Origin of the sequence: Evansella sp. AB-rgal1 (assembly GCF_041820985.1) — a bacterium.
Taxonomy (GTDB): Bacteria; Bacillota; Bacilli; order Bacillales; family Salisediminibacteriaceae; genus Evansella.
The window spans coordinates 168,217-180,923 of sequence record NZ_JBGUAU010000005.1; the positions used below are offsets into that span (position 1 = coordinate 168,217).

Annotated in this window: 15 protein-coding genes; 6 read left to right on the forward strand and 9 right to left on the reverse strand. The window is 36.8% G+C overall.

Annotated features, from left to right (window positions below; all coding sequences use genetic code 11):
* Positions 1-9 precede the first annotated feature (9 nt).
* The 6 genes from ACERII_RS05875 to ACERII_RS05900 all read right to left on the reverse strand — a co-directional run bounded on the left by ACERII_RS05875 (position 10) and on the right by ACERII_RS05900 (position 6,441).
* Entirely contained in the window at positions 10-1,218 is a 1,209-nt protein-coding gene (locus tag ACERII_RS05875; protein ID WP_373640753.1) for an exonuclease SbcCD subunit D, read from the reverse strand.
* A gap of 209 nt (positions 1,219-1,427) precedes the next feature.
* Positions 1,428-1,727: a hypothetical protein gene (locus tag ACERII_RS05880; protein WP_373640754.1), complete on the reverse strand. Its 300-nt coding sequence runs from the start codon at positions 1,725-1,727 to the stop codon at positions 1,428-1,430.
* Positions 1,728-1,846: 119 nt separating this feature from the next.
* Positions 1,847-2,485, reverse strand: coding sequence for a pyridoxamine 5'-phosphate oxidase family protein (locus ACERII_RS05885; protein ID WP_373640755.1), 639 nt, complete (start codon positions 2,483-2,485; stop codon positions 1,847-1,849).
* A gap of 316 nt (positions 2,486-2,801) precedes the next feature.
* Complete coding sequence (nirD, locus tag ACERII_RS05890; RefSeq protein WP_373640757.1) at positions 2,802-3,137, reverse strand: nitrite reductase small subunit NirD; 336 nt, start codon at positions 3,135-3,137, stop codon at positions 2,802-2,804.
* Between the two features lie 14 nt (positions 3,138-3,151).
* The gene (gene nirB, locus ACERII_RS05895) at positions 3,152-5,575 is read right to left on the reverse strand and encodes a nitrite reductase large subunit NirB (protein WP_373640759.1); all 2,424 of its coding nucleotides are present in this window, start codon (positions 5,573-5,575) and stop codon (positions 3,152-3,154) included.
* Between the two features lie 29 nt (positions 5,576-5,604).
* Positions 5,605-6,441 carry a formate/nitrite transporter family protein gene (locus tag ACERII_RS05900; RefSeq protein ID WP_373640760.1) on the reverse strand — a complete coding sequence of 279 codons (837 nt, stop codon included), beginning with the start codon at positions 6,439-6,441 and terminating at the stop codon, positions 5,605-5,607.
* A gap of 385 nt (positions 6,442-6,826) precedes the next feature.
* Between ACERII_RS05900 and ACERII_RS05905 the strand changes: the two genes are divergently transcribed.
* Both ACERII_RS05905 and ACERII_RS05910 read left to right on the forward strand, forming a co-directional pair.
* The gene (locus ACERII_RS05905) at positions 6,827-7,546 is read left to right on the forward strand and encodes an SDR family oxidoreductase (protein WP_373640761.1); all 720 of its coding nucleotides are present in this window, start codon (positions 6,827-6,829) and stop codon (positions 7,544-7,546) included.
* Positions 7,547-7,558: 12 nt separating this feature from the next.
* On the forward strand, positions 7,559-8,203 hold the full coding sequence (locus ACERII_RS05910; protein WP_373640762.1) for a ThuA domain-containing protein: 645 nt from the start codon (positions 7,559-7,561) through the stop codon (positions 8,201-8,203).
* Between the two features lie 41 nt (positions 8,204-8,244).
* Here ACERII_RS05910 and ACERII_RS05915 read toward each other — a convergent pair whose 3' ends face one another.
* Positions 8,245-8,532, reverse strand: coding sequence for a hypothetical protein (locus ACERII_RS05915; RefSeq protein WP_373640763.1), 288 nt, complete (start codon positions 8,530-8,532; stop codon positions 8,245-8,247).
* Between the two features lie 113 nt (positions 8,533-8,645).
* Here ACERII_RS05915 and ACERII_RS05920 point away from each other — a divergent pair, with 113 nt between their 5' ends.
* Both ACERII_RS05920 and ACERII_RS05925 read left to right on the forward strand, forming a co-directional pair.
* Positions 8,646-9,194, forward strand: a complete 549-nt coding sequence (locus tag ACERII_RS05920; RefSeq protein WP_373640765.1) for a tubby C-terminal domain-like protein — start codon at positions 8,646-8,648, stop codon at positions 9,192-9,194.
* Between the two features lie 28 nt (positions 9,195-9,222).
* Positions 9,223-10,650, forward strand: coding sequence for a hypothetical protein (locus tag ACERII_RS05925; protein WP_373640767.1), 1,428 nt, complete (start codon positions 9,223-9,225; stop codon positions 10,648-10,650).
* Between the two features lie 95 nt (positions 10,651-10,745).
* On the opposite strand, the gene ACERII_RS05930 is transcribed toward ACERII_RS05925, so the two are convergent.
* Positions 10,746-10,976, reverse strand: coding sequence for a DUF2642 domain-containing protein (locus ACERII_RS05930; protein WP_373640768.1), 231 nt, complete (start codon positions 10,974-10,976; stop codon positions 10,746-10,748).
* A 273-nt stretch (positions 10,977-11,249) separates the two neighbouring features.
* Between ACERII_RS05930 and ACERII_RS05935 the strand changes: the two genes are divergently transcribed.
* Together ACERII_RS05935 and paiA are read left to right on the forward strand one after the other, a co-directional pair.
* Positions 11,250-11,702, forward strand: coding sequence for a MarR family winged helix-turn-helix transcriptional regulator (locus tag ACERII_RS05935; protein ID WP_373640769.1), 453 nt, complete (start codon positions 11,250-11,252; stop codon positions 11,700-11,702).
* Positions 11,703-11,723: 21 nt separating this feature from the next.
* Positions 11,724-12,242: a spermidine/spermine N(1)-acetyltransferase gene (paiA, locus tag ACERII_RS05940; RefSeq protein ID WP_373640771.1), complete on the forward strand. Its 519-nt coding sequence runs from the start codon at positions 11,724-11,726 to the stop codon at positions 12,240-12,242.
* A gap of 9 nt (positions 12,243-12,251) precedes the next feature.
* Here paiA and fosM read toward each other — a convergent pair whose 3' ends face one another.
* Positions 12,252-12,680, reverse strand: coding sequence for a FosM family fosfomycin resistance protein (gene fosM / locus ACERII_RS05945; RefSeq protein WP_373640772.1), 429 nt, complete (start codon positions 12,678-12,680; stop codon positions 12,252-12,254).
* Between the last annotated feature and the right edge of the window lie 27 nt (positions 12,681-12,707).

Sequence of the window (12,707 nt, forward strand, 5' to 3'; positions counted from 1 at the left end):
CGATCATGTTCACTCCTCTCGCTCATTTTTCGTTGCAGCAATTTCTTGTGCAGCTAGCTTCGAATGTTCGTTTTCCTCAATCATAATGTCTTGAAGAACTTCCTTAAAAATTTCTTCTGTTTCCTCCGACACTTCTGTTCCTTTTACTTCCTGATAAAAGGCTCGAAATAAAGATAAATCATCCATTGTATGTCGTTCCGTTCTTTCCTCTTCTTGACCATCTACTCCATTGCGAATAAAGATATTTCGTTCCACGTGCATGGCATTTGGATAAACAGAGCGCACCTTCTCCATTGGAGAGAGAATTGGTGTTTCATCTAACAGACGCACGAAAACATAATCATCATTTTTCGGATGCTTTAGTAACTCTTCCATCGTTGATTCTACTCTACAAATATCTCGTCTTGGAGTTAGTAATCGCTTCTCCAACTCTACCTTTCCGTTCTCATCTATTTCCACAATATAAAAACCCTTCTTATGTTTTTCCTCCGAAATAGAGTACTTAAGAGGGGAACCTGCATATTGAATCGTTTCATTTCCTACAAAGTGTGCCTGGTGTAAATGACCGAGAGCCGTATAGTGAAACTTCGAAAAATGCCTCGCATCTACATGCTCCGCACCACCGATAGCAAGAGGTCGTTCTGATTCACTCGTATTTTCCTTTTCTTCTCCCTTAGGTGTAACAAAGGCATGTCCTACAAAAACATGACGAGCATCTCCATTCATGTTTCTTGCTATCTCATCTGTAATTGTTTTCATAGCATCATTATGATTACGTATGTCCTCAACACCAAACGTATGACGAACCATACTTGGATCTGCATATGGAACAAGGTGAAAATGAACCTCCCCATGCTCATCTTTCAGAACTATCGGCTCCATTTCCTTTGATAGTTGTCCAACAATATGGCAGCCATTCGCTTTCATTATTTTATTAGCAAAATCAAGTCGACTAGGACTATCATGATTTCCTGCTATCGCTAAAACTGGAGTTTTCAGCTGCAGCACAATTTTTTCTAACACTTCATCTAGTAACTGAACCGCTTCCGTAGGAGGTACTCCTCGATCATACAAGTCTCCTGCAATTATAACCGCATCAGGCTTTTCCTCTTCTACCGCCTTGATAAATTCTTGCAGTACATAACGTTGATCTTCTGTCATATACACACTTTGAACAAGCTTTCCTAAGTGCCAATCCGCAGTATGAAAAAATTTCATTGGTTCTCTCCCCTTTTCCCTATCAATCTATAAACGTTCGATCTATTTTTTTCGCTTTTACTATTATATCAATATAAGTGGAAATGAAATATAGTGAAGAATTGGTTATGTCATTTTATACTATACCGAAAAGGGTGTGCCATTTTCGGTACACCCTTAGATATTTTATATACAGCTTCATTCCATTGGCAACCCACGTTGTTCCATTATTATTTTGTGAACAATCTATATAAACCGAAACACAAATAAACATAAAATCCTAAAAACATCAAAAGGATAATAAAGTTACTATCAAATATAATCGAGATGAGAGCTATAGGGAGAAAAATGAGTCCGGTGCTAGCGCCAAATTTCGTAAAGCGAATGGCTCTTTCTGAAAACTCAGGCCTATCTCGATACATCCATCTATTCCCAAACAACATACTTTCTTCTGGAAAAAGATACGTCCATATTAATGCAGCGTATAACGGTAACATAATAACGATTGCAGCAATTATTTCAAACAACACGAACCACCATCCTTGCAAACAACTATATATAGGTATACGAAATAGCCAATACAATGTTTCACGAATATAAAATACCCTAGAGATCAACTGCGCAATCCTACTCTACTATAATTTCCAGTTTAATAAAGCCTCTTTGTATAGCTTTCTTCCAGTCCTTCTTTAATAGAAGAGGGGCTAGTATTAGGTAGACTGATATGTTCAAACAACATATGGGAAGGTGAAGGCAACATGGATGTTTCCAGCCACGAACTTGGCTCCCAAAGGTTTGATCGAAGAAAGGCCTTTGCACAGTGAATAAAACATTCTTCTACCTCTACCACAATACCAAGAAGTGGTTTTTTCCCATTCACAGACATCATTTCAAGTAGATCTTCGTCTCTTACGATTGTCGCTTTTCCATTTACTCTTAAGGTCTCACCTAAACCAGGTATAAGAAATAGCAGTCCTACACTTGGATTGGAAAGTATGTTTCTTAATGAATCCATTCTTTTATTTCCAGGTCTTTCAGGAACAAGTAATCTATTCTCACTTAACACCTTTACAAAACCTGCTTGATCCCCTCTTGGAGAAACGTCACACCCCGTCGTATCCGTTGTAGAAAGCACCAAAAATGGTGACTTAGAGATAAACTCTTTGCAGTTTCGATCCAGATATGTAATGACTTTATTTTTTACTACCTCACTTGGATAACCCAAAAGAGAACGAAGCTCTTCCTCCGATTTAATGACACTTTGAAACTGATAGTCTTCCTTTTCCATTTGTTCACTGCTCCTTTTCTATTCCTTCCATAACAGCTTCGTCTTTTACTACATAAAACTATTGTAGCAAAAATAGGAGACTTCTTTTCCACCAAATTGTTTCTACTATTCCATAAAAATAAGGTTAAGTTAAAGGACAGTCAAAAAGACGTCTGGATGCCACTTGGACGTCTTAGATGAGGAAGAGTTTTATTCGGACGGGTTATTTAACACAAGGTGACAGTCCTGAATCAGATTGAATACCAAGAATCTTAAATAATAGCCTTTAAAAAGAAGAGTGCTCCACCCACGCGGAACACTCTCTTTCACCAAAATCCTATTCTATTATTGGTACCTCAATATAAACGAAATTCTCTTGAATTGCTACTTCATATGTTTTCACACAGCCCACGTCTGGTGCTTGTACTTTACCATCCTTCATATTAATCTTCCAGTCATGAAGGGGGCAAAAGACATGTTCTCCACTAACGATTCCTTCTGATAATGGACCACCCTTATGTGGACAGCTATTTTGGATTGCTTTCACCGAACCATCTTTTTGCTTAAATAGGGCGATTTCTTCCCCATCAACGCTTATCCGCTGTCCGATTCCTACAGCTAAATCAGATACGTTCAAAACCTTTACTCGCTTTTTTGTTTCCACTTTACTCATAATGCCTCTCCCCCTTAAGACAGTACCTCTACTTTTTTCTTCTTAAATTCTTGTTGAAGCTCCTTGTTTTCCACAATTTCCTTCCAAGGATCTTTCCCTGTCGAAAGTGCTAGTTCCATACGTTCAATAAGTTCACGACGACCAGCTTCATCTTCAAGCACTACTTTTTTCATATGATCTAGTCCTACACGCTCTAAGAAGTGAGAAGTACGTTCTAAGTATCGTGCATTTTCTCGATAATATTGCATAAATGCACTTATCGTATCGATGATCTCCTCTTTCGTTTTCACCTTACAGAAAAGATCTCCGCCACGAAGGTCTACCCCTCCGTTTCCTCCAACATACAACTCCCAGCCACCGTCTACACCGACAACACCAAAGTCTTTGATGCCAGATTCCGCACAGTTTCTCGGACAAGCTGATACAGCCATTTTCACTTTATGTGGTGTATTAATGTATTCAAACTTTTTCTCCAGTTCAATCCCAAGACCAATGGAGTCTTGTGTCCCAAATCGACAGAACTGCTCTCCAACACAAGTTTTTACGGTACGTAATGCTTTCGCATAAGCTGAACCAGATCTCATTCCAAGGTCTTCCCACACACTAGGCAAGTGTTCTTTTTCAACTCCAAACAAGTCAATTCTTTGTCCTCCTGTTACTTTTAAGAGAGGAACACTATACTTATCAGCTACATCGGCAATTTTACGTAATTGATCAGAATTCGTAACTCCACCGTACATTCTTGGAACAACGGTAAACGTACCATTATGATTAATATTTGCATGAGCACGCTCATTAATAAAGCGAGAAGTTGGATCATCTGTATTCTTAATTGGGTCCACCATTTTCAAATAATAGTTAATTGCAGGTCGACATTTCGAGCATCCTTCATCTGACTCCCATCCCAACACATTCATTACTTCTCGTGGATGTGAAAGCCCTAGATTGCGAATCTCTGCAACAACCTCTTCATGTGTATACTCTGTACAACCACACATCGGTTCTGGTGCATTTCCTACTTCTACTCCTGCTGTTGCTGTGATTAGGTCTGCGATAAGTGGCTTACAACCACCACAAGAACGTCCAGCAGTCGTACACTGCTTCACTTGTTCCACTGTTGTAAATCCATTTTCCGTTATAGCAGAGCAAATTTGGCCTTTCGTTATCCCATTACAGTCACAAATATTATCACTATCTGCCATGGCGACTACAGGACTAACCTGTGGCTCTCCACTTTCCGATGGAAGAAGTGCTGCTTTACTCATACCAGAGATATCATCACCATTTCGCATCATGCCAAGTAAACGCGTGGAGTCAGATGTATCACCAAATAATAAGGCACCAATAACCTTGCTATCTTTCATAACAACTTTCTTATACGTATTTTCAAATTCATCGTGAATGCGGATTGCTTTTGTTCCTTCGCTATCTTGGAATTCACCTGCAGAAAATACATCCACTCCAGATACCTTTAGCTTCGTATATACAAGGGACCCTTCATATCCATTCTCCAATGTGCCATCTTCTGAACAGATGTGGGCTGCTAACACCTTGCCTTGCTCATATAAAGGGGCAACAAGTCCGTATGCAATTCCTCTATGTTGTGCACATTCACCAACGGCATATACATTGGGAGCACTTGTTTGCATATAATCATCCACAACAATGGCTCTTTCTGTTATCAGACCAGCTTCCTGAGCTAACGATACATTTGGTTTGATACCAACAGCCATCACAACAAGATCTGTTTTCAAGCTAGTTCCATCGGTAAATTCAATACCTTGAACACGTTTTTTACCAACAATTCTTTTCGTATTTTTTCGTAAATGGAACGTCATTCCTTGAGCCTCTAGTTCTTCCTGCAGTAATTTCCCTCCCAGTTCATCTAGTTGTCGCTCCATGAGATAATCTGCTATATGAATAACATCTACGTGCATATTTAAGTTAAGTAGTCCTCTCGCTGCCTCTAGTCCTAATAACCCCCCGCCAATAACAACTGCTCTTTTATATTGGTTGGACGTTTCGATCATCGTCTCACAGTCTTTAATATTACGAAAAGCAATAACTCCTTCTAAGTCCGCACCAGGTAACGGAAGCATGAAGGCATTTGAACCTGTTGCAAAAATTAATTTATCATACTCACGCTCAACACCATTTTTACTAACTACCACTTGTTTTTCTGTATCAACCTTCAACACAGGGTCTCCCACTAAAAGCTCGATATTGTTTTCTTCGTACCAACTGTATTCATTTAATACGATATCATCCACTGTGGAATCACCTTGTAGAACAGAAGATAACATGATTCGATTGTAGTTAGGATGTGGTTCTTCACCAAATACTGTTACAGAAAATTGGTTTGGATCGACTTTCAAAATTTCTTCAATGGTTCGAATTCCAGCCATTCCATTTCCAATTAATACAAGTTTTTTTGTCAATGTAATCACTCTCCCTTTTTTTCAATAATCTATTTCAATGAAGCAACAGATTTTCTAACAGATAAGGAACTTTTCATAGCTACGCTTTCCTTTTCTTTTCGTTGCGGACTAATTATCCAATACAGACAGCCAACAAAAATTGTTCCACCTACCATATTTCCTAACGTTACAGGAATTAGATTGCTGAGATAACCAGCAAATGTAACTGTGTCTGGACTAGGATGGATTAGTGCTAATCCTAAAATAGCCATGTTTGCAATGCTATGCTCATATCCAGAGACAATAAATGTGAGTAAAATCCATAGAATTATCATGATTTTTGCAGCATCATTTTTTGTGCGAAGTGTACACCATATAGCCAAACAAACAAGCCAATTGCATAATATTCCTCGAAAAAATAACTCACTTGTGCTCAAACTCATCTTGTTTGCGGCTACTGACATAAGAAAATGATCATTGGAGATATTTGAGAAGATACCTGAAAACAAAATCAAGATACAAAAAAGCGATGCACCTAGCAAATTACCAATATAGCACCAGAACCAATTCTTGGTTGTTTCTGCCCAAGTGGTCGCACCAGACAAGGAACTAATAGTAAAAATCATATTATTTCCAGTAAACAGCTCAGCTCCAGCAAAAATGATTAATACTAGAGCTATTCCAAATGATAGACCAACTAATAAGGACGCTAACGGACCAGACATTTCAGAGAATAGACCACCTAGAGAAAAACTTAGTACAACCGCTAGTCCAATGTAGGCACCTGCCAAACTAGCAGATACAAGAAATCTTGCTAAACTATCATTTAATAAGTTTTTTTTCGTTACTGCCATGTTATTTAGAGTTTCAATTGTGTCTTTATACATGCAACTAGCCTCCAATTGTTTCATCATTAATGACGTATGTAATAATAACTAACATGTTTTTTTTATAAGATAAATTTAATCATATAGGATAAAAAAGCCACGATGTATTATCGTGTCATGTTATCTTACACACTATTTTTAAATAATTTAAATTATTTTATTTATTCTGACTACGACAAGAACAGCTATAGCAACAATGGAAACGGTTACTATATTTCCATATTTTCCTTTCTATTTTTTTGTATTTCATTATTTCTCTTTTTCGTCTCTCATGGAAATTATGTAATGCTTTCTAACATAAAAGTAAGTTAAAACTACAAGGAGATTTACACTGAGTATCGAATTACATACTATGTAACTGTTTTCATACTAGGAGAAGGTGTGGATGAAAATGAAGAAGAGTGTATTTATTACAGGTGCGGACAGAGGTTTAGGACTAGCCTTTGTGAAGGTTTTTCTTCAAGAGGACTATCACGTCTTTGCGGGGCAATTTATGCCTGATTGGCAGGAACTGTCTGAGCTGAAAAGTCATTATCGTGAAGAGCTTGACATCGTTTCCTTAGATGTGACAAATCAAGAATCTGTTGATGCTGCTTCTAATTTCGTTAAAGATAAGGATGGGCAATTGGACATCCTTATAAATAATGCCGCCTTATTTCAAGATCGTTCCGAAGATATCTTCGGTGAACTTCATTTCGATGACATGAAAAAAATCTATGATACGAATGTATTAGGTCCATTACGAATCTCTCACTCTCTCGCCCCTTTGTTGCTGAAAGGTGACGGGAAAATGCTTGTGAATATATCTTCAGAAGCAGGAAGTATCTCCGACGCTTATCGAAAACAAGAATATGGCTATTGCATGTCAAAGGCTGCACTCAATATGCAAGGGAAAATCCTACAAAATCACTTGCAAGAATATGGGATCAAGGTTCTATCCATCCACCCCGGCTATGTGAAATCCTACATGTTAGGAACATTTAATCACGAAGCAACCATTGATGCGATGGAATCGGCAATGGGAATCGTTAAGCAAATACTAGCTTCTCCCTCCGTTGAGGAGCATATGTACATTGATTATCAAGGAAATAAACTTAATTGGTAAGGAGAGATAATGATGAAAATCGTGGCATTACTAGGAGACTACTGGCACCCTGCTGAAAATATGACACCTGGCTTAGAAGCTGCTGTATCTAGACTTGCAAAAACAATGGATATTGATCTTCAGTATATTACACACGAGGAAGTTTCCTCTGTACTTGATGCAAAACCAGATTTATTTATAATTGGGAAAATGGGTACATTGAATCCCAAAGATGAAAAAGTAATCACTTGGTTACGTGATGATCTGGATAAGAAGGTTGTTCGATTCGTAGAAGAAGGTGGCAGCGTCCTTGCTTGGCATTCAGGAATGGCTAGTTATGATAACAATAGCAATTACATTCAAATGCTTCGTGGCTATTTTGATTTCCATCCCCCTGGATTACAGGATGTAACATATATGCTGAAAGAAGATGAAAAAACGGGAGAAAATACTTTTCCACTAGTAGATGAACAATATTTTGTTGTTTGTGACTCGGAAAATACAGAAGTAGACCTATGGAGCACTGGCGTAGACGGAGATTCCCTCGCCGCTTGGAAGCATCCTTTTGGAAAAGGAAAGGTATGCTGCTTTACTCCCGCACATACAAAGGAAGCAAATCTAGATGAAAACGTGTTGAAATTGTTGGTGGAAAAAATAGAGTGGACACTGTCTAAGTAAAAGAAACGGTTCTTGCAAGATTATTGCAAGAACCGTTTTTGTTACATTATATCGTTTGCTTCTGAAATCCACTGTTTCACTTGTGTTTTTTCACTATCAGTTAACTGATAATTCGGAGAGTCACAGCCTTCTTCATACAAAATAATTTGCAAAGCCTCTTTGTCCTCATTTAAAATGACGAGGATTTCAGGATCCACAATATCCTCTGGCATCTCTTCCGATGAAAAACCTACGATACAGTGCACCCAATGCTGAACAGGGAATGCTTCTTTTATATATAAATTCGTTAACGTTATTTCCGAGTATTTCTCAAAATTTAAGTCTATCATTTTTTATCGCTCCTTATCTTTTTACTATACAACAATTCAAAAATGTATTCACTTTTCACATAAGAAGGAACCTTTTTATCATTGTCTCGTATATAACCAATGGGAGTGATGATATGGAGCAAACATTACATATAACGGTACCTCTTTTAAAGTACTCAAAGAAACCTTTTTACATATACGATGGTCATACATGTGTTGGTAGCGTAAAAAAGTTACCTATACAAGGACGTTTTCGTTTTTTTATTCACTTTTTAAATCTCTTCATGAGCAGAGCAGGTTTTGAAAAAATAAACATCATAGGACTTACCGAAAAGGAAGAAACATTTATCAAAGTGACGGAACAATCCTTTCGTGATAATCTATATAAAATGAAGTGGAACATTTCTTTGAACCATCATGACGAAAACTTTTTATTACGAGACAATACGAAGATTTCAACCCATGTAAGCATGACTTATGAAAAAAAAGAAGATGAATTTATTTTTCAAAGAACAGGTGTAGGATCCACTTACGAGGTTATACATAAAGAGCGAAATGAAGTCATTGCAATAATAAAGCCCTACCACCTTTTATCTAGAAAGGTTGGAATTGATTTGAAGTCAGATGACCTTCATCTATTGGAGTTAGTATCCATTTATTACACGATTCGATTAACATATTAAACTAGTAAATCTAAAAGGAGATTAACCTATGGAAAATATAGCAAATAAACTACGAAAATATATAAAAGGCCAACCAGAAATTAAAATTATAGCAGGAGAATATGATACATCGATCGTGGATGCTCATACAGAGGAATGGTATGGAGAAGTACATTTTCAGGAAGATGGCTCTCTCCAAGGCTTCGATATAGAACTCTATAATGAGGATGAGGCTGTACCAGATACTACTCCCCCTCTACCTGAAGATAAAATTGCTCTATTTTTACATAAGGCAGAGCAGTTTGTGAATGACTTTGTTACTAGTGAAGTAGAATTCGGAATGTTTTCAGAGTGGATCAATGGCAATTATATCATTATTTATGAGGAGATAGACGGAAAGCTAGGCATCCCTATCCCCCATACAGGTTGCACGCTATATATGAATCAAAATGGTGATATTACTTCCGCTCAGCTTGGAAAAAAAGAGTATACACTTGAGTATCCGGATCTTCAAATATCAAAAGAAGAAGCAAAGGAAATTTTACGTAACGAATCTATTATAGAGTTAGCAATATTAGCTGAAGAAAATAAAACTGTGGAGCTTGTCTATCGTGTAAATCCAGCTATAACAGGGGTTAAGGTAGATGGAACAATAGATAACGTTCTAGAATTTATGGATGTAGAAGAACTTCCCGTTCACTCACTAGAAAAAACAGTGTGTGAGGAAAGCTTAGAAAAGATGCTCGGAATAACAGAAGAATTTGTTATGTTTAAGGATGATGGAGAATCAAAGCTATGGGTAGAGAAAGAAACACTTGATAATGTTGATCCAGAAGAAGAAATTCATCATAAAGTTTCGTTCTTTGAAGATGCAACTGGTCAATTTATTGCTTCGGATGTTAATTGGGAAAAAACAGAATCCACATTAGTACACGAGGAGTTACAGGTTCGTGCTACAAAGTTTCTTGAATTAATGGTTGGAAATATACACGAAAAGTATTGGTTAGAGCAACCACAACAGAATGACGCTGCACTGTACGAAGCGGACGAAGAATTAGAGGAGGTAGACACTCAAGAAGATGATGATTATGATTATCCTTATCATCCACCCGAACCCACTCAACTATTTACCTTCATCCGTCAACATAAGGGAATGAAAATAGAAGGTTTTGATGCAATCGTTCATGTAGGGATGTATACTGGACTGATTCGTGAATGCTCTACAACAAAGGTGAATGAGTCCCAATTAAAATCCTTACGTATCGTTCCAACTATTTCTTTAGAAGAAGCAGAAAAAAGATACTTCGATGAGATGAAAATGATGCTTATCCGTTCCGTTAAAAACTTTGATGATACGTCTATTTATGACTTAACTTATACCATGAACTTCCCTGGAAAACATGGAACCATCGAAAAGATAAGTGCTCATACTGGTGAAGTCACGTATGTAGAAACGGGAATCATTAAAGAAGGTTAAAAGAAAATGGAGGTTGTTCCAAATTACTACATCTTTCTGGAACAACCTCTAATATAAGCAATCTCTTTGGACAAACAATTAGCATGCAAGTACCTCTAGGAATTCTCCGGCATAAACCAAACAATTTCACATATTCGAACAAAAAACGTAGAGTTTCCCTCTTGAACAACAACATGATCTGGTTTTGCATCCACAACAATTCCATTTACTGGACCACGGGTAGTATCAATAACAACTCTCTTACGTATCAGACTGTAAAATGCTCCATAAACATAAGGCTCAACTACAACAACTTCTTTAGGTCCTTGCCCCATCTGTCCATTCATTCAAGCCCCTCCAACTTTTTATTTCGGTTCCCTCTTGAATGTATGATATCCTCAACTTGTTTCATTCTAGTTATTTTACAGAAATAGATACATTGGATGGCAATTAATTAAGTGACATTGGATAACTCATCGGTTAAGTACAAGAAGTTGTTTACTTTCCTAGTACATTAAATTCATTTCCCCTCTCTTTTTTGTTGCAAACGCAACAATTATAAGGTAAATTAAAGAAGAGTAGATTGTTGCACTTACAACAAAAAAATTCTAGGAGGTAATATGAAACAAATACTTCGTGAAATCGGACTGATAGCCAGAGCACTAGATTCGATAAGTAATATAGAATTTAAAGAATATGACCTTACAAAAGGGCAGTATTTGTACCTTGTGCGAATATACGAAAACCCAGGAATCATCCAAGAAAAGCTAGCTGAGATGATAAAAGTGGACCGAACATCCGCAGCACGTGCAATAAAAAAACTTGAATTAAATGGCTTTATCGAAAAGAAAGAAGATGAATACAACAAAAAAATAAAAAAACTTTATTCAACAGAGAAGGGAAATCAAGTTTATCCCTTTATCATGAAAGAAAATAATTACTCTAATTCGGTTGCGTTAGAAGGTTTTACCGAAGAAGAAGCAGAGAGTATTTTCAAACTCCTTCATAGAGTAAGAAAAAATGTAGAGAAAGACTGGGAAAGTGTGAAAAAAGGAAACAAGAGAAATTATTGAAGATAGTAAGGAGTGATTATCATGACTGTACATATAAAAAAATGCAACATGGAAGATTTACAATTACTTCAAGAAATGAGTATTGAAACATTCAATGATACCTTTAAAGATCAAAATTCACCTGAAAATATGAAAATCTATTTGGAAAGGGCATTTGACTTAAAACAATTAGAAAAAGAATTATCCAATCCTTCTTCACACTTCTTTTTCGTCTATTTAAATGACAACGTAGCTGGATATTTAAAGGTCAATATTAATGATGCTCAGTCGGAAGAAATGGGTCATGAATCACTAGAAATTGAGAGAGTTTATGTAAAGAACGACTTTCAAAAACATGGTCTTGGGAAACATCTGTTACATAAAGCGATGGAACTTGCAATGGATTATAATAAAAAGAATATTTGGCTAGGTGTATGGGAAAAAAATGAAAATGCCATTTCTTTTTATAAAAAAATGGGGTTTGTCCAAATAGATTCCCACTCTTTTTATATGGGGGACGAAGAACAAATCGATTTTATAATGACTAAAACGTTCAATTGAATTTTATATTCATTCATCAAAAAACTCCATATGGGGTTTTTCTTTTTTATAGTAATCTAATCTATCTTTTAGAGTACCTGTATGAAATTCAAACTTATGACCATCCGGATCAGTAAAATAGATAGACCGTTTGTCTTTTTCATCTCTTGGACGACCCGATAGTATGTTCACATTCTGATCCTCTAGTTTACAGTACAAGTTGTCGATTTCAGCTCCTTCCACTGAAAAAGCGATATGTGTATAGGATTCATTTATTTCATTACGGGGTATATTTTTCTCTACATTAAGAGCAAGCCACATACCATGTAAATCAAAATATGCAGTGTTTCTACCTTTCACTAACAATTTTGCATCAAATACATCCGTGTAAAACTGGATAGATGTTTCTAAATCAGAAACCGAAAATAAAAAATGATTAAGTCCTGTTATGGCCACCATTCTCACCTCTAATTTACAATTTGTTCC